Source organism: Streptomyces endocoffeicus, assembly GCF_016741935.1.
Taxonomy (GTDB): Bacteria; Actinomycetota; Actinomycetes; order Streptomycetales; family Streptomycetaceae; genus Streptomyces; species Streptomyces endocoffeicus.
Genome location: NZ_JAERRG010000001.1, coordinates 1 through 16,321 on the forward strand (window position 1 = coordinate 1; position 16,321 = coordinate 16,321).

Annotated in this window: 15 protein-coding genes and 2 pseudogenes; 10 read left to right on the forward strand and 7 right to left on the reverse strand. The window is 67.5% G+C overall.

The genetic code is table 11. From position 1 onward, the window contains the following. Positions 1 to 473, forward strand: a 473-nt coding sequence (locus tag JK364_RS00005; protein WP_201846185.1) for an amino acid permease, incomplete at its 5' end; no start/stop codon positions are given. A 103-nt stretch (positions 474 to 576) separates the two neighbouring features. Here the strand turns inward: JK364_RS00005 and JK364_RS00010 are convergent. Then, positions 577 to 1,350, reverse strand: a complete 774-nt coding sequence (locus JK364_RS00010) for an IclR family transcriptional regulator (protein ID WP_201846187.1) — start codon at positions 1,348 to 1,350, stop codon at positions 577 to 579. A gap of 81 nt (positions 1,351 to 1,431) precedes the next feature. Between JK364_RS00010 and JK364_RS00015 the strand changes: the two genes are divergently transcribed. From JK364_RS00015 to JK364_RS54920, 9 genes and pseudogenes are all read left to right on the forward strand, one after another. Beyond that, entirely contained in the window at positions 1,432 to 2,439 is a 1,008-nt protein-coding gene (locus JK364_RS00015) for an AraC family transcriptional regulator (RefSeq protein ID WP_201846189.1), read from the forward strand. 83 nt (positions 2,440 to 2,522) lie between these two features. Continuing rightward, the gene (locus JK364_RS00020; RefSeq protein ID WP_201846192.1) at positions 2,523 to 3,569 is read left to right on the forward strand and encodes a carbon-nitrogen hydrolase family protein; all 1,047 of its coding nucleotides are present in this window, start codon (positions 2,523 to 2,525) and stop codon (positions 3,567 to 3,569) included. After that, on the forward strand, positions 3,566 to 4,687 hold the full coding sequence (locus JK364_RS00025; RefSeq protein ID WP_201846194.1) for a cupin domain-containing protein: 1,122 nt from the start codon (positions 3,566 to 3,568) through the stop codon (positions 4,685 to 4,687). Before JK364_RS00020 ends, JK364_RS00025 begins: the two co-directional genes overlap by 4 nt. 28 nt (positions 4,688 to 4,715) lie before the next feature. Next, positions 4,716 to 5,663: a fumarylacetoacetate hydrolase family protein gene (locus tag JK364_RS00030; protein ID WP_201846202.1), complete on the forward strand. Its 948-nt coding sequence runs from the start codon at positions 4,716 to 4,718 to the stop codon at positions 5,661 to 5,663. Next, positions 5,660 to 6,260, forward strand: a pseudogene (locus JK364_RS58570) (maleate cis-trans isomerase family protein). The gene JK364_RS00030 and the pseudogene JK364_RS58570 overlap by 4 nt, the downstream one beginning before the upstream one ends. 115 nt (positions 6,261 to 6,375) lie before the next feature. Further along, positions 6,376 to 7,308, forward strand: a complete 933-nt coding sequence (locus JK364_RS00040; RefSeq protein ID WP_201846204.1) for a tryptophan 2,3-dioxygenase — start codon at positions 6,376 to 6,378, stop codon at positions 7,306 to 7,308. 208 nt (positions 7,309 to 7,516) lie between these two features. Further along, positions 7,517 to 8,353: an alpha/beta hydrolase family protein gene (locus JK364_RS00045; protein ID WP_230991230.1), complete on the forward strand. Its 837-nt coding sequence runs from the start codon at positions 7,517 to 7,519 to the stop codon at positions 8,351 to 8,353. A 188-nt stretch (positions 8,354 to 8,541) separates the two neighbouring features. Next, positions 8,542 to 8,886, forward strand: a pseudogene (locus tag JK364_RS57965) (transposase domain-containing protein); the annotation flags it as partial. Positions 8,887 to 9,449: 563 nt separating this feature from the next. Beyond that, on the forward strand, positions 9,450 to 9,707 hold the full coding sequence (locus JK364_RS54920; protein ID WP_230991231.1) for a hypothetical protein: 258 nt from the start codon (positions 9,450 to 9,452) through the stop codon (positions 9,705 to 9,707). Positions 9,708 to 10,006: 299 nt separating this feature from the next. Here the strand turns inward: JK364_RS54920 and JK364_RS00055 are convergent, their stop codons facing one another. The 6 genes from JK364_RS00055 to JK364_RS00080 are packed head-to-tail and all read right to left on the reverse strand — an operon-like array spanning position 10,007 to position 16,186. Then, on the reverse strand, positions 10,007 to 10,987 hold the full coding sequence (locus JK364_RS00055; protein ID WP_201846212.1) for an NAD(P)H-dependent flavin oxidoreductase: 981 nt from the start codon (positions 10,985 to 10,987) through the stop codon (positions 10,007 to 10,009). Then, positions 10,984 to 12,561 carry an AMP-binding protein gene (locus tag JK364_RS00060; protein WP_201846214.1) on the reverse strand — a complete coding sequence of 526 codons (1,578 nt, stop codon included), beginning with the start codon at positions 12,559 to 12,561 and terminating at the stop codon, positions 10,984 to 10,986. The genes JK364_RS00055 and JK364_RS00060 overlap by 4 nt, the downstream gene beginning before the upstream one ends. Beyond that, on the reverse strand, positions 12,552 to 13,325 hold the full coding sequence (locus JK364_RS00065) for an enoyl-CoA hydratase/isomerase family protein (RefSeq protein ID WP_201846216.1): 774 nt from the start codon (positions 13,323 to 13,325) through the stop codon (positions 12,552 to 12,554). The genes JK364_RS00060 and JK364_RS00065 overlap by 10 nt, the downstream gene beginning before the upstream one ends. 2 nt (positions 13,326 to 13,327) lie before the next feature. Next, entirely contained in the window at positions 13,328 to 14,515 is a 1,188-nt protein-coding gene (locus tag JK364_RS00070; RefSeq protein ID WP_201848760.1) for a CaiB/BaiF CoA transferase family protein, read from the reverse strand. Between the two features lie 2 nt (positions 14,516 to 14,517). Next, on the reverse strand, positions 14,518 to 15,246 hold the full coding sequence (locus JK364_RS00075; protein WP_201846218.1) for an enoyl-CoA hydratase/isomerase family protein: 729 nt from the start codon (positions 15,244 to 15,246) through the stop codon (positions 14,518 to 14,520). Next, entirely contained in the window at positions 15,239 to 16,186 is a 948-nt protein-coding gene (locus JK364_RS00080; RefSeq protein ID WP_201846220.1) for a hydroxymethylglutaryl-CoA lyase, read from the reverse strand. The genes JK364_RS00075 and JK364_RS00080 overlap by 8 nt, the downstream gene beginning before the upstream one ends. Positions 16,187 to 16,321: the final 135 nt, after the last annotated feature.

A 16,321-nucleotide genomic window follows, 5' to 3' on the forward strand; every position in this document is an offset into this window, starting at 1 on the left:
ATGCCAACTTGTACGCCAGCGGCCGGATGCTGCACTCCCTCGGCAGCGACGGCTACGCCTCCCGTGCGCTGGCGGTGACGACCGGCCGCGGCGTGCCACGGAGGGCAGTCGTTGTCTCCGCGCTCGGTGTCCTGGCTGTCACCGCACTGGCCGCGGCGCGCGGAAACCGTCTGTTCTCACTTCTCCTCGCGCTCGGCACCTTCGGGGTGATCGCGGTCTGGATCATCATCCTGTGTACCCTGCTCGCCTTCCGCAGGGACGGTCAGAGGCCACCGTCCACACTGCGTCTGCCGGGGGGCAAGATCACTCCGCTGCTGGGCATCGCCGCACTCCTGTCGATCTGCGCGACCGGCATCCACGTGTCCGACATGCGCTTGGCCTGCTACGTCGGTTTCCCTGCCCTCCTGCTCCTCGCCGGCGCCCATCGTGTGCTGGCCCGCGTACGGTCGGCGTCCCGCTCCCATTCCGGTTAGGCCCTCTGCCCTCGTGGCCCGGACATCGTCCTCCGGGCCACCACAGCACGAAGGCGTCTGTGGGCCGGTGACCGGCCCGGGCTCACGGCGGGTGGCACGGCCATCACCGTGGCGAGCCGAGCTCTGCCTCCACCGCGCGAGCCGCTTCCATCAGTGCCTCGCCCGCTTCCTGCCTGCGCTCCGGCCCCAGCCGGTGAGCCGGTGCCGACACGGCCAGCGCGGCGATCGCCCTTCCCGCGAGGTCATGCACGGCAACGCCCACCGCGTGCAGACCCGTTTCACTGCCCTCCAGATTGACCGCGTACCCTCGGGCCCTCACCTGCGCCAGTTCCTGCTCCAGCGCTTCGAAATCACCCGGTGTCTGGCCGGTGAGCTTCACCAGACCGCGAGGGTAGAGTGAACGCAGCTCCCCAGGCGTCAGTTCCGCCAGATATGCCTTGCCGCCCGACACGGCGTACGCCGGCATTCTGGCGCCTGTGCGCAGGCCTCCTTTGAGTGCCCGTTCGGCCTCGATCCCGTCGACGAACACCACATCCGGCCCCTGGAAGACCTGGGCGCTGGTCGTCTCGCCCAGCTTCGCGCACAACTTCACCAGTTGGGGCCGCAAGAGGCTGGCCAGGTCCGGGCTGCGCGTCAGAGCGTGGGCAAGGTCGACCAGCGCCTTGCCCGGGTGATAGGCGCGCGTGCGCCCATCTTGCACGGCGAGTCCGCGTCCGCAGAGCGTTGTCAGCAAACGGTGAGCCGTGGAGCGCGCCACGCCCAGCCGACGGGCCACGTCTGCCACTCTCACCTCGGAGGTCTCCTGGAACATCAGGAGGATCTGCAGCGCATTGTCCACCGATGTCAGGCCGTGGGCCCCCGTGTCATTGTTCCGCATAGAGGAATTGTTTCACGAATATGTTCCCCCCATCGGTACAGGTTCCTACTCTTCTCGAAGAGAAGAAACCTGGGAGACATCATGCACACCATCGGACGTTCACTGGCCGCCGGAATCGACTGGCGCCGCCACACCGTGCTGCGCTCCAGAGACCAGGACGAGATCGTGACGGGGGTGGGCCAGGTGCTCCGCCCGCACAGCCTGCGCTCTGTGGACGCCTTCGAGACGTCTTGTCTGCTGCAGCAGGTGAGCATCGGCAAGGTCTCGGCGGTCCGTCTCCGCTATGGCCGCCGCGTCGTCGTCGACTCCGAGCCGCTGCGTATCTGTTATCTGGTCAGTCTGCCTCTGACGGGGAACGCGATCTACCAGCACGGACGCGAAACCACCACGGCGACCCCGAGGACCGCCACCGTGCTCAGCCCTGACCAGCCCTTCCGTATCACCATGGACGGTGACTACGACCAGCTGATCGTGCGCATCGACCGGCGCGTCATGGAACGCGTCCGGGATGCCCGGGCCGGAGGACCTGACGACGAGCCCCTGCAGTTCAGACTCGCCTTCAACACCGGCTCCGCCCAGTGGGCGGTGTGGGCCGCAGCGGCGCAGGCCCTGCTGAGCAGCGAGGACTTCCTTACTCAGGTACGACATTCGCCCCGGATGGGTGTCTACCTGGAGCACCTGCTGGCCGCGTCGCTGTTGGAGGCACAGCCCAGCACCGCCGCCGAGCCTCCCGCCGAGGCCGCTGCGCCGCTGTATGTGCGCAGGGCCGAGGAGTACATCCACACACATCTCGCGGAACCGATCACTGTCACCGACATCGCCGATCACGCGCGGGTCGGGACCCGCAGTCTCTATGCCGGCTTCAAGCAGCACCGTGAAGTGTCGCCGATGGCGCTGGTCCGCCGGATGCGGTTGGAGCGTGTGCGGCACGAACTGCTGGCGGCCGATGCCGGCTCGGTGACGGTGACCGAGATTGCGTTCCGCTGGGGTTTCGGACATCTGGGAGAGTTCTCGGCGGCGTACCGCCAGCGATTCGGTGAGATCCCATCCGCCACGCTGGCCCAAGCGGTCAACGACACGCCACAGTAGGGCGTGAAGCGGGCTGCACGCATCCGATGTCGAGCCGCGCTGAGACGATAGAGGAAGGTGGCTGCCGTTCCTAGATTGACGGCATGGCACCTGCCTCTCACCCTCCCAACGGACCGCTTATCGACGTCCGTAACCCGGCCCGCTTCACCGCCGCCGCGGTACAGGCGGCCCCGGCCTTCCTCGACACCGCCGCGACCGTCGACAAGGCGGTCGGGCTGATCGCCGAAGCCGCGCGCAATGGCGCCTCGCTCGTCGTCTTCCCTGAAGTGTTCGTGCCCGGTTACCCGTACTGGAACTGGACGATGACTCCGGTACAGGGATCAACCTGGTATGAGCGGCTCTACCAGTCCGCCGTCGACATCCCCGGCCCCGAGGTGGACACGCTGCGGGACGCCGCCCGCACCCACGGCGTCGTGCTCGTCATCGGCGTCAACGAGCGCGGGGGCCACAGCCTCGGCACGCTGTACAACTCGCTCGTCGTCATCGGCCCCGAGGGCGACCTTCTGGGTGTGCACCGCAAGCTCGTCCCCACCTGGGCCGAGAAACTCACCTGGACCGGCGGCGACGCCAGCACCCTGCGCGTCCACTCCACCCCCATCGGCCCCCTCGGGGCGCTGGCCTGCGGCGAGAACACCAATACCCTGGCCCGCTTCGCGCTGCTCGCCCAGGGAGAGCTGATCCACGCGGCCAATTACATCGCCCTTCCGGTGGCGCCCGCCGACTACGACATGGCCGAGGCCATCGCGGTGCGTACGGCAGCCCACAGCTTTGAGGGCAAGGTGTTCTCCGTCGTATCCTGTTCGGCGCTCTCGCCGGAGATCGTGGAGACCGTTGCGGGCGATGACGAGGAGACACGCAAGCTGTTCGCCCGCCCCCGCAGTGCACTGTCGGGGATCTTCGGACCCGACGGCCGGCCGGTAAGCGAGCCGCTCGTCGACGACGAGGGCATCGTCTACGGCGAGATCGACCTTGCGCGCTGCATCCAGCCCAAGCAGATGCATGACATCACCGGGCACTACAACCGGTTCGACATCTTCCGCCTCCACGTCGACAACCGCCCACAGCCGCCCGTCTCCTTCGCCGCGGAGTTCCCTTCCCGCCCCACACCGTCTCAGGGGGACGATGTATGACCACCTCGTACGACGACGCCCAGATCGGACGCGCACGCGTCACCGAGACCCCCGAACTCGCCGCCTACTACAAGGAGCTCGAGGAACTGGAGGCCGGTGCACTGTGGACCGTCGCCAACGACATCGAGCCGTGGTACCCGCAGCCGCGGTCCGTGCCGACCCACTGGTCCTACGCCAAGCTGCGGCCTCTCGTCCACAAGGCGCTGCCCCTGGTGGACGCCGACGATGCCGGACGCCGGGTTGTCATGCTCACCAACCCGGGCCGGCGAGACATCAGTGCCGCCGTAGGACTGCTGTACACCGGGCTGCAGATCATGGGGCCCGGTGAGGCCATGACCGCACACCGACACCAGGCGGCGGCACTCCGCTTCGTGCTCGAAGGGACGGGCGCCTGGACCATCGTCGACGGGCAGAAACTCGAGGTCGGACCTCGCGACTTCGCCATCACCCCCAATGGCACATGGCATGAGCACGGCAACGAGTCGCCCGACACCCCGTGCATCTGGCAGGATGGCCTGGATATCCCCCTGGTCAACGCGCTCGACGCGCCCTTCTACGAGGTCCATCCCAACCTGCACCAGGCGCCCGGCAGGACCGTCAACTCCTCGCTGCTCACCTACGGCGCCCATCTGCTTCCCTACGGGACCGAAGGCTGGACCAAGCCGTACTCCCCGCTCTTCGCATACCCCTGGGAGCCGACCTACGAGTCCCTCCTGAACCTTGCCAAAGCAAGCGAAGGCTCACCGTACGACGGCGTGATCATGGAGTACACCAATCCGCTCACCGGCGGCTCGGTGATGCCGACGATGAGCGCGCACATCCAGCTCCTGCGCCCGGACCAGCCCACTCGGGCCCACCGCCACACCGGCTCGGTCATCTACACCGTCGCCAAGGGGCATGGCTACTCAGTCATCGACGGATGCCGCTACGACTGGGCGGAAGGCGACATCTTCTGCGTGCCGTCCTGGTCATGGCACCAGCACGCCAACATGGCCGCCTCCGACGACGCCGTCCTGTTCTCCTTCAACGACTTTCCCGTGATGCGCGCTCTCGCCTTCCACCGCGAAGAGGCATACACGGACAACGACGGCCGGCAGCCGTCGGTCCAGCCCTCCTGATCCCGGTTTGCCTGACACTGGAGCACCGATGCGTTTTCTCACCTTCTCCGAACCCCACTCCGCACCCCGGCTCGGCGCCGAAATCGGCGACCAGATCATTGACCTCACCACGCTGTCGGCGGCGGAAGGCGTCAGCCTGCCCGGCAGCCTCCTTGACCTGATCCGCTCGGGCACATCGGGCACTGCCGCCGTCACAGCCCTGCTCGCGGCGCACACCCCCCAGACGCTTCAGCGCTACACCCGGGCCCACGCGGACGTGACCCTGCACGCGCCCTTCCGCCCCGGCAAGATCATCGGTGTCGGCCTCAACTACCGCAAGCACGTGGAGGAGTCCAGCCGCAGCCTCGACACAGACAGCGACCTTCCGCCGCGGCCGGTCCTGTTCAGCAAGCCCAGCACCGCCGTCACCGGGCCGGGCAGCCCTATCCTGCACGACAGCCGTCTCACGTCCCAGCTCGACTGGGAATGCGAACTCGCCGTCGTCATCGGCCGCACCGCCCGCAACATAGCCGAGGACGATGCCTGGGACTACATCTTCGGCTACAGCGTCGTCAACGACATCAGCGCCCGTGACCAGCGCCGATCCGGCCAGTGGTTCTTCTCGAAGGGCCAGGACAGCTACGCCCCCTTCGGCCCGGTCCTCGTCACCCGGGACGAAATCACCCAGCCCATGGAACTGGAGCTGTCCCTGCGGGTGAACGGCGCGCTCAAGCAGAACTCCAACACCCGATACATGCTCTTCCCCATCCCGCAGCTCATCGCCGACATCACTTCCGGCGTGACACTCGAGCCGGGCGACGTGATCGCGACCGGCTCCCCTGACGGCGTCGGGGCCGGCCTCACCCCGCCGCAGTTCCTCCGGCCCGGCGACCTGGTCGAGGCCACGATCCAATCCATCGGCACACTGGCCAACCCAGTCGCAGACGCCAACAGCCCCGCCGACAGCGCGACGCTGCTCGAAGGGGCCACCCAATGAGCCACACCTACCGCGTCGGGCAGATCGTTCCCAGCTCCAACGTCACCATGGAGACAGAAATCCCCGCGATCCTGCGGGCCCGCCAAACCATCGAACCGGAACGCTTCACCTTCCACTCCAGCCGGATGCGGATGACCCACGTCACCCCTGAACAGCTAAAGGCGATGGACACCGACTCCGACCGCTGCGCCGTGGAACTTTCCGACGCCCATGTGGACGTCCTCAGCTACGCCTGCCTCGTGGCGATCATGAGTATGGGCCTCGGCTACCACCGCGCCTCCGAACATCGACTACGAGGCCCTGGAAATCCCGGACAACCTCGACGTCGCCGCGCACGACCCGAAGCTGCTGCCCGGCATCGCCAGGCGCCTGGACTACACCCAGGCCGACGCCGTCGTCCTGTCCGCCTGCGTACAGATGCCCTCCCTCAGCGCCATAGAGGAGGCCGAACAACTCCTGGGTCGCCCCGTGGTCTCCTCCGCCGTCTGCACCGCACACCAGATACTGCGCTCCCTCGACCTGCGCGCCGTGGCCCCGGGCGCCGGCCACCTCCTGTCCGGCACATACGCAGACAGCGCGCTGCCCTCCAACGCCTGAGGGCGGCCACCAGCAAAGCTCCGATGGCTCTGGGCCGGATCGAACCGGTCGCCAGCCGTCACGCCCAAGCTGCAGTAACGCAGGTTGCCGACACACTCTGACCTGGAAGTACCTCATGCACCGCACCCACATCACGCCACAAATCCGTTCCGAAGCCCTCGAGCTGTCGCTGCTCCGCGACATCCCGACGGCAGACAAGTCCTCCCGCAAAGAGATGGTCGCGCACACATCGGGTGAGCCGATCACCAGCTTCGAGGGCACGAGCAACCCCTACGTCGACTACCACCGAAACGATGTGCTGCTGAGCCTTCAGCACATGCGCAGCGACGGCGCAGACGAGATGACCTTCATCGTCGAAACCCAGGTCACCGAACTCCTGCTGAAAGCCACGCACTTTGAGCTCGCGAACGTGGTCCATTCGGTGCGCAACGACGACGTACGCGCCGCGCTCGTCCGCCTGCCGCGCGTCACCCTGCTGATCGAGCAGATCCGCGACACCTGGCAGGTCCTGTCCACCATCACACCGCACGGATTCAGCGAGTTCCGTGACCACCTCGGGATCTCGTCCGGCCAGCAGTCGTACATGTATCGCCACGTCGAGCTCATCCTCGGCAACAAGAACGCGACACTTGCTCGCGCCCACGAGAACAACCCCGACGTCTGGCCGGCCCTCGAAGCGGCGCTGAACGGACCGAGCTTGTGGGACGAGGTGACCGAGCTGCTCAAGCGCCGAGGTCACCTCACCGACTCCGACGGCTACGACCAGGACTATGCCGCTCCCTACGAGGAGCGGCCGGAAGTCCGGCGCGCCTGGCGCGAGATCTACCAGCAGGCTGACATCGACGACGATCTGTACCTGCTCGGCGAGGCGCTCATCACCGTTGCCACGGCGTTCACCCAATACCGGTGGAACCACTTCATCGGAGTGCAGCGCATCCTCGGGCTGAAACCGGGATCAGGCGGCTCGGCAGGAGTTGGGTGGCTACGAGGCATCACAGAGCACCGATTCTTCCCAGAGCTGTGGACGATCCGGACCGGCCTCGGCTGAGGACAACCGAGAAATCGCGCCGGTGCGCTGGTCCGCCGAGCGCACAGCAGCGGTTGAATCCTCCGGCATCTGGTCACCACACCAGGTCGCACCCCCTGCCCGCGACCCGGATCCCTCCGTGAGACCCCCGGCGCCGTCTCCTGTCCTGCCGGCGACTTCTCGGGAGGCCCTACGTCATACGGCCCTTTCAGCACACAGCGGAGAACGAATGAAAACCTCCTCAGCCGGCCAGGACGGTGAGGGCGCAGCACTCGAATCCTGGCCGCCCGAGCGGCACGCCTACGGCACGGATCCCGCGCAGTACGGCGAGCTCTACCGGCCTGTGGGACGTCCGCGGGGCGTGGCCGTAGTCATCCACGGTGGATTCTGGAGGGCAAAGTACACGGCCCTACTCGGCCGGCCGCTGGCCCGCGATCTTGCCGAGCACGGCTGGGCTGCATGGAACCTCGAGTATCGACGAGTCGGCAACGGCGGAGGACATCTCACGACCCTGGACGACGTGTCGGCTGGGATTGACCACCTTGCCGTCCTTGAGAACCTGGATTTGTCCACGGTGGTCACCATCGGGCACTCCGCCGGCGGACACCTCGCGACGTTCGCCGCTGGACGGCAGCGCTACCAGCGCTGGTCGACCAGCAAGGTGTCAGTCACCGCGGTCATTGCGCAAGCCGCCGTAATGGACCTTGTTGCGGCCCGACGAGCCGCGCTTGGCAACGGCGCCGTAGACAACTATGTCGGGGGACCCGATGTGCCGATCAATGTTGAGACGGACCCGTACCAGCAAATCCCGCTGCCCGTTCCTGTGTGGTGCATCCACGGCTGGGGCGACCATGAGGTGCCGGTCGCCCAATCTCTTAGCTACGTGCAACAAGCTCGCGGCCAAGGGGCCCGGGCGAACCTTGTGGCCCTTGACGGCGACCACTTCACGGTGGTCGACCCAGATTCCGTAGCGTGGGCCGTCACCCGCCAGCTCCTGGACTCTCTGAGTACTGTTCCGAACGACCAATCGCACCTCGCTGGACCCGCAGGGGAACACATCAGATAGTCCGGCGCTGCGCTTACCAAAAAGCCCATCCGAGCTGGTGGGAGCAATGCCGGTGAGTTAGCTCACTTCTGGTGATGTGTCGGCGGGAGCCGGGACAGGGCAACGGAGTTCCCGGTGGACAGAAGATCGACCAAGATCCGACTGTCCACGAGGGAACTCCGTTGGGTGCTCAGCGTGCCATCGTCCGCATGCCGTCTGCCATCGCTGAGAGCGGGTCGGTCCCGTTGAACGGGCAGGTGGCACCACGGGAGAAGCGACTTGGCGAGCGCATTCGGCTCGGCGTGTTGACCGAGGAGATCCGTCCTGAGCTGGTGGACGAGGTCGTGGAGTTGACCGGCTGCGGCGAGCGTCGCCGACGGTTGCTGCCGGCCCGGGCGGTGGTCTACTTCGTCCTCGCGTTGTGCCTGTTCAGCAGTTCCGATAGTGCCGGGCCACCGGGATACCGGTCGGTTCTGCGCACGTTGACGCAGAAGCTGCCCACCAGCTCGGCGTTGACCCGCGCCGCAGCGGCTGGGCGACAAACCGCTGCAGGCGCTGTTCGAGCGGCGGTGCGGCACGCCGGCCACGGCCCTCACTCCGGGGGCGTTCGCCTTCGGGCTGCGGCTGGCCGCCTGGGACGGCACCGCGCTGGACGTCCCCGAGACACCGGCGAACGCGGCCGAGTTCGGCTTCACCGGCAGGGGAAGTGTCAACCAGAGCGGGCGAGCACAGGCTCGCGCGCCGGCTGCTGGCCTCCCTGCGACCGGACATGCTGCTGCCGGCCGACCGCAACTTCTGCGGATACGAGCTGTGGGGCCCGGCCCGCGCCACCGGCGCCCACCTGGCCTGGCGGATCCCATCAAGAAGCCGCCCAAGAACGCCTTCGAGGTCAGAAAAAAACGGGACCAGCCCCGCACTCCCAGCAACGTCAGCAACACGCTCAAAGTCACCAAACATCCCACCTGACCTGCACCGATGCTCTAACTCACCGGCATTGCAGGTCAACGGCACCCAGCCAGCACGGCGCGGTCGCGGTTGTGCTTCAGCGCGGCGAACGGGGCTTCCCTCCGCCGACGTCTGGACATGGGCGGCCTGTCGTGGGTCGACCACCACCCGGATGGAAATCCCACCCCCAGATGAACCGAGTCCGGATCTGGAAGGCTCTGGGCACCTGGACCATCCTCGGACGGAACAGCTGCCGGACCGGCTGCGCACGGTCGGGCCTGACTGGCATCCGCTGCTCCTGCGGCTGCATGAGCAGCTCCTGGCCATTGACCCGGGCTATGAGGTGGACGACTTGAAGGAAAATCTGGGCGCAATCCTCAACCGTCTGCGAGTTCTGCGGCGCACCTGGACATCGCAGAAGGCGAGGTGACGCGATGGAGGGCTGGAGCAAAGCAGTCTGCAACAACTGCCACCGAGCCTGGTCCCAACACACCGTGCTGATCATCAACGGCTCCGTGCGCCACCGGGAAAGCGGACAGACTGATGACCTGCGCTGTCGTTGCCGGTACCAGGTGATCGCTATCGGGCAGGCGAAGCGACCTGGGGCATCAGGCCGCATACGCGGCTCCCTGTGAGGTGCAGGGGCCGTGCCGGAGCCGTTCGACCCGCCTTCCACTCACCTTGCGGCTGACCCGCTGACCATGAAGGCCACGGGCCAGGCTGAAACGATCAGTCCATAACCACACGGACTTGGCCCTTGGCACGAGGCAGTGCGGCAAGGGTTGCGAGGTATTCGTTGGCGATTTTGTGGATGATCTCGCGAGCGGGCAGGATCTCGTCGATCAGGCCAACCGACTGGCCGGCTTCGACCTTGCCATCCGCGACATCTCCGTCGAAGGCGGCCATCTTCAGAGTGGACGTGGTGAACTGCGTCCGCCGCTGGTCGAGGTCGGCGCCGGTGTTCTCCAATGCGGCCATCCGCTCGGTGAAGTCATTGGCCAGCGCGCGGATCATCCCTAGCTCTCGCCCTACGGTTCGGGTGTCCTCGACACCAGCGCCCAGCACAAGGTCCTTGTACGCCGGGTGCAGATTCGCCTCGGTACTGGCCATGAACCGGGTGCCGAACTGCGCTGCCCCTGCGCCGAGCGCGAGGGCGGCCGCCAGGCCCTGGCCGTCGGCGAAGCCGCCGGAGGCGATGACCGGTATCGCGGGCACAGCCCGTACGACGGCGCGCAGCATAACCAGGGTGGAAACCATCGAGGCGGGCGGATGCCCGCCCGCTTCGCCACCGACCACGATCAGGCCGTCCACCCCGGCGGCAGCCGCCTTGGCGGCGTGCTCCTCGGCGGCCACCACGTGCAGGCAGATGGTTCCGGCGTCGCGGAAGCGCTCCAGGTAACGCTTGGGGCCGCCCTGAGAGGCAATGAGTATGGGTATGCGCTTGGCCAGCAGCAGGTCGATGACCCCGTCCGCTCCCTTGCGGTACAAGGGCAGGTTGACGGCGAACGGGGCGTCAGTCCCGGCTCGAACGGTGTCGATCGTGCGTTCCAGGTCTGGCAGCCGCATGGGGCCGGCCGCGATGACTCCGAGGCCGCCTGCACGTGCGACCGCGAGCGGTAGCTCCGGGGCGGAGGCGGCCCAGGACATCCCGGCCTGGACGATTGGCAGTTCGATGCCGAGCAGCCGGGTGACGGCGGTTTCGATCCTCATCGGGGACTCTCCGACCTCAGCAGTTCCGCGGCGTGGGCGGCGAGCTGTTTCTTTTGGACCTTTGAACTCGCGGTCATGCCGATCTTCTCGAAGTCCTGGACGACGACCAGGTAGCGGGGCGCCTTGAATCCGGCCATGTGGTCGCGGCTCCAGGCCAGCAGCTCGTCCGGGTCGGCCGAGCAGCCGTCGTTGAGGATGACGAAGGCGAAGGGGACCTCCCCGAGCCGGCCGTCCGGCACGCCGACGACCGCCGACTGCCGGATGTCCGGATGCCGGTGCAGGATGTCCTCGACCTCGGCGGGGGCCACGTTCTCGCCGCCGACTCGGATGAGCTCCTTGGCTCGGCCGACGAACTCCAGGCGGCCGTCCTCGCCGAGGCGGCCGAGGTCGCCGGTAGCCAGCCAGCCGTCGGTGGTCAGCGTCTGTGCGGTCTCCTCCGGCCGGTCGAAGTAACCGCGCATCACGTTCCAGCCGCGTACCAGGATCTCGCCATCTCGAATGCGAACCTCGGTGCCGGGCTGGGGGCGCATTCGCGCGCTGACCCGTATGTGCTCCGGTTCCCACCAGGCCGATTGGGCGACATTCGGCGATGCCTCGGACAGCCCGTAGCCGGTGACGCACTCGCGCGCGCCCAACTCGTCGATGACCCGGCGAACGATCGTCGGCGAGGCCGCCAGCCACGCGCCGCGCAGCGCCAGCCGGCGGGCGGCCCGGTCGGGATGGTTGAGCAGCATGAGGGCGATCGTGTCGTTGCCGGAGAAGTGGGTGCAGCGCTCCTCCTCCATCTGTCGCAGCGCCTTGCCGGGGTCGAACCGCTCCATCGTCACCAGCGTGGTGGCATGCTGGACGGCGGCCAGGATGGACAGCGTCGTGCCGGCCACGTGGAAGAAGGGCCGGATGCTGTGAAACCTGTCGCCGGACCTCAACCCCATGCGGGCGCCCGAGAAGAACGCGTTGGCGCACATGCTGCGATGGGTCAGCAGGACGCCCTTCGGGTAGGAGGTGGTGCCCGAGGTGTACTGGATCAAGAGCACGTCGTCCGGCGAACAGGACGGCTCGACCGGGCCCGCGGCGGCCGCTGTGAAGTCCTTCCAGGACCGCGTCGCGGCGGGCACGTCGTCACCGATCACCACGACGGACTCCAAATCCGGCAGGGCCGGGTCCGGCAGCGTGGTGTCGATGCCCGGGCAGACATCGCGCAGCATCTTCATGAAGTCGATCTTCAGGAAGCGGTCCGCGATGAACAGCAGCCTGACCCTGGACTGGCGCAATGCGTACGCCATTTCCTCGCTGCGGAAGCGGGTGTTGACCGGTACAGCGACTGCGCCGAGGGAACCGATCGCCAGGAAGAGCGAGACCCACTGGGTGCTGTTGCCCAGGCAGATGCCGATGTGGTCGCCAGGGCGGACGCCGACTGCTGCGAGGGCGGCGCGCACTGAGGCGACCTCGCGTGCCAGCTCCGCGTAGGTGACGCGTCCGTCGGCGGCGACGACGGCCTCGACATCCGGGGCGAGCGTCGCAGCGCGTCGCAGGGCGTCGCAGGTGGTCAGGGGGCACAGGCCACTCAGTTCCATATCCGCTCCTGCGTATTGGCCTGTCCGAACTTCTCGATACCGGTGCGCCAGTCGCCGTCGGCCAGGCATCGTTCGATCGCGGCCATCTCGATGCGCGTGCCGCGCGAGAGGTCCGTTCCCTCGCCGAGGTCGACAGCCTGCTTGGTCAGTGCGAGAGCCAGCGGCGAGGCCTTGGCGATAGTCGCGGCGATCTCCTCGCCGTGCGCGGCCAGGTCCTCGGCCGGCACGATACGGGCCACCAGGCCCTGTCCTTCAGCTTCCGGGACTGGCATCACCCGATTGGTGAACAGCAGCTCTTTGGCCCGCCGCTTGCCGATCACCCGCTGCAGGCGCTGGGTCGCGCCCACCGTGCCCCAGTGGGGTTCGGGGAATCGGAACGTAGTGGTGTCGGCGGCGACGATGAAGTCGCAGGACATCGCGATCTCGCCGCCCGAGCCGATCACGGGGCCGTGGACGAGGGCGACGACAGGCTTGCTGCAGCGCTCAACGGCTTCGTACGCGGCGAAGGAGGCGAGTCGGCGGTGGCGGACCCAGGTCTCGTCCCGGCCCTTGCGCTCTTTGAGGTCGGCCCCGGCGCAGAAGGCCGGCCCGTTCCCGGTGAGCAGTACCACGCGTACCTCTGCGTCAGCGTCCAGGTCCTCGAATGCCGCGCGCAGGGCAAGGCACATGGGAAGATTGAGCGCGTTGCGGACATCCGGGCGGTTGAGCACGACCCGTGCGATGCCGTGCGCCCGGTGAACCAGGACCGGTGGTTCCCCTGACATTGCTAGATCACCCCTGTGGTGCGCAGTTCCGCGATCTCCGCCTCACCCAGGCCGAGATTTTCTTTGAGGATGCTCTCGGTGTCCGCGCCGAGCAGCGGCGGTGTCGAGATCTCCGGACTCCCGGCGTTGCTGACCCGCAGCGGGGTCCGTAGCGCCGGGAAGACACCCTCGGTGGGGTGATCGAAACTGCCGACCACTCCCCGTGCGAGCATGTGCGGGTCGTCGAAGACCTCTCGGACAGTGTTCATCTTGCCGACCGGGACCTCGGCCGCGCGCAGTGCCTCGACCAGCGGGCCGTGTTCGCGGCCCGCGATGGCTTCGCGCAGGGCCTCCATCACACGGGCCCGTCCGGCCAGCCGTCCTGCGTTGCTGCGCAGCGCCTCGTCGGCGGACAGCTCCTCCAGGCCCAGGACCCGGCAGAGCGGGAGCCAGTGCTGGTCGCCGGCGCTGATGTGTAGCCAGCCGCCGTCGGCGCTTTGGAACGCGGCGGACGGCACCCGTCCGGGGTGCTCGGTGCCGCTGCGTACCGGGTCCTCGTCGAGGGCGAACAGTCGCGCGGCGGCAAGTGCCAGCAGGCTGGTCTGCACGTCCATCATCGCCAGGTCCAGGTGGCAGCCCCGTCCGTCCGTGCCACGCCCCGCCAGGCCAGTCAGTGCGGCGATAACGATCCACAGGCCGGATGTCAGGTCGCAGACGGGAACGCCGGCCTTGGCGGGCGGGCCGTCGGGGTGGCCGGTGAGCCACATGATGCCGGACAGTGCCTGGAAAATGGTGTCGTAGCCCTTGCGGGCGCTGTAGGGGCCGGTCTGCCCGAAACCCGTGTTGGAAACGTAGACCAGGCCCGGATTCTCCAGCGCGAGGTCCTCGTAACCGAGCCCCATCTTATCCATCGTGCCGGGCAGGAAGTTCTCCACGACGATGTCGGCCTTGCGGGCCAGGCCGCGGGCGATCTCTTGGCCACGCGGGTCCTTCAGGTTGAGGGTGACCGAGCGCTTGCCGCGGTTGAAGGCGAAGAAGTAGGCACTCTCGCCGTGCGGCAGTCGTGGCTCGAAGCAGCGGGACTCGTCCCCCATGGACGGCCGCTCGACCTTGATCACCTCAGCGCCGAGCTCTGCGAGGATCTGCGTGGCCATGGGCCCGGCGAGGACCCGAGAGAAGTCCAGGACGGTGACACCCGACAGTGGCTGCATGGTCACCCCCGGAATCCGCGCATGATCGTGTTGATGTCGCGGCCGGTCCGCATCGCTTCTTCGAAGGGTAGGTCAGCCACCCGGTAGAAGAGGTCCTTGGTGGCCGCCATGGCCCACGGGCTGACCGCCGCCCAAGCGGTGGCGATCTCCAGGCCGACGTCGAGTGCCACCTTCGGGTCGGCCACCCGGTTGGCCATCCCTGCTTCGGCGGCCTCGGCCGCATTCAGAAGCCGGCCAGTGCTGATCATCTCGAAGGCGAGCTTACGGCCGATATGCCGCTGCAGGCTGGTCATCACCACGGCCGGGACGATGGAATGCTTCAGTTCCGGGTAGCCGAACTTCAGATCGTCGGCGGCCACCATCATGTCGCAGCCAATGGCCAGCCCGGCCCCGCCACCGACGGCCGCGCCCTGCACGACTGAGACGATCGGCTTGCGCAGCTGCTGCAGCAGCATCTGGGTGCGAGTGGTCAGTTCGGCGCGCTGGACGACGGCCCTCTGGTTCTCCAGGGTCAGGTCGGGGAACTCTGACAAATCGGCCCCGGCACAGAAGGCGCGGCCTTCGCCGGCCAGCACCACGGCCCGTACTGAGCCGTCCTCATCGGCGGCCTGCAGGGCTTCGTACAGGGCTCTGGTGAGCGCCGTGTCGAGCGCGTTGAGTTTGGCCGGGCGGTTCAGCCGCAGGATGCGTACGGCACCTTGGTCCTCGCTGAGCAGTACGGGATCAGGCATTCTGGAACACCTCCTTGGGCTGCCGGAGACCGAATCCGGCGCGGGCGACCATGCTGTGCAGCGGGCGGTCGAGGGCCCGCTCGCACAGGCGGGACGCGATCATGACCTTGTCCAGATCGAGACCGGTGTCGAATCCCATCGCGTCCAGCAAGTTCACAAGATCCTCGGTCGCGACATTGCCAGTGAGCCCCTGCCCGTATTGAATCTGCTTCGGATGGCCGCCGACCCCCCCGAAGGAGCTGTCGAAGTGGCGGCAGCCGGCGTCCAGTGCGGCCACGCAGTTGGCCAGGGCCGATCCGCGCGTGTTGTGCATGTGGGCGACCAGCGGGACACCCGGGGTGGCCGCCGTCAGGCGGCGGAAGAGGGCCGCCGTGTTGACCGGGGTGGCCAGACCGGTGGTGTCGCCGAGAGTGATCAGGTCGACGCCCAGTTCGGCGAAGCGGGCCACGTCGTCGACGACGACTCCGGGGTCCACTGCGCCTTCGAAGGGGCACCCGAAGGCCATCGAGATGACCCCGACCAGCCGGAAGCGTCCGGCGGCGAGACGCACCATCTCGGCGACGCGGCGCCACTGCTTCGCGCGGGTGGTCCGCAGATTGCGCTCAGTGTGCGACTCGGTCGCCGAGACCAGCAGGCTGATCTCCTCCGGGCCGCGCCCTGCGCCCAGGTCGTCGATCGCCCGTTGAACGGCGCGCGGGTTGGGGCAGGTCGCCTTGAACGCCACGCCGTCGCGCCGGCGCAGACCGGCCAGCACCTCGCTGGCGTCACGGAACGCCGGAACGTGCTCAGGTCTGCTGTAGCTGGTCGCCTCGATGCGGCGGAATCCGGCCGCCGCGAAGGCGTCCAGCAGAGTCAGCTTGGTTTCAGTCGGCACGAAGACGTCTTCGTGCTGGAGCCCGTCGCGGGCGAAGCACTCGCAAATCGTGACCTGCTCGGCCATGCGTCTCACCTCCTGGTTCAATCACGTACAGAAGTACCGCCCGCTGTTGATAAAGTCAACACAGTCCCCCGGCGATGAACCCGCAATAAAATATGACATAAGGTGCGAAAAATGCGCCCCGCCCGCGGTGTGCGG

Coding starts and splice junctions, on each gene's coding strand:
- JK364_RS00010 (WP_201846187.1), bottom strand. CDS start 1,350: ATGCGGAACAATGACACGGGGGCCCACGGCCTGACATCGGTGGACAAT.
- JK364_RS00015 (WP_201846189.1), top strand. CDS start 1,432: ATGCACACCATCGGACGTTCACTGGCCGCCGGAATCGACTGGCGCCGC.
- JK364_RS00020 (WP_201846192.1), top strand. CDS start 2,523: ATGGCACCTGCCTCTCACCCTCCCAACGGACCGCTTATCGACGTCCGT.
- JK364_RS00025 (WP_201846194.1), top strand. CDS start 3,566: ATGACCACCTCGTACGACGACGCCCAGATCGGACGCGCACGCGTCACC.
- JK364_RS00030 (WP_201846202.1), top strand. CDS start 4,716: ATGCGTTTTCTCACCTTCTCCGAACCCCACTCCGCACCCCGGCTCGGC.
- JK364_RS00040 (WP_201846204.1), top strand. CDS start 6,376: ATGCACCGCACCCACATCACGCCACAAATCCGTTCCGAAGCCCTCGAG.
- JK364_RS00045 (WP_230991230.1), top strand. CDS start 7,517: ATGAAAACCTCCTCAGCCGGCCAGGACGGTGAGGGCGCAGCACTCGAA.
- JK364_RS54920 (WP_230991231.1), top strand. CDS start 9,450: ATGGAAATCCCACCCCCAGATGAACCGAGTCCGGATCTGGAAGGCTCT.
- JK364_RS00055 (WP_201846212.1), bottom strand. CDS start 10,987: ATGAGGATCGAAACCGCCGTCACCCGGCTGCTCGGCATCGAACTGCCA.
- JK364_RS00060 (WP_201846214.1), bottom strand. CDS start 12,561: ATGGAACTGAGTGGCCTGTGCCCCCTGACCACCTGCGACGCCCTGCGA.
- JK364_RS00065 (WP_201846216.1), bottom strand. CDS start 13,325: ATGTCAGGGGAACCACCGGTCCTGGTTCACCGGGCGCACGGCATCGCA.
- JK364_RS00070 (WP_201848760.1), bottom strand. CDS start 14,515: ATGCAGCCACTGTCGGGTGTCACCGTCCTGGACTTCTCTCGGGTCCTC.
- JK364_RS00075 (WP_201846218.1), bottom strand. CDS start 15,246: ATGCCTGATCCCGTACTGCTCAGCGAGGACCAAGGTGCCGTACGCATC.
- JK364_RS00080 (WP_201846220.1), bottom strand. CDS start 16,186: ATGGCCGAGCAGGTCACGATTTGCGAGTGCTTCGCCCGCGACGGGCTC.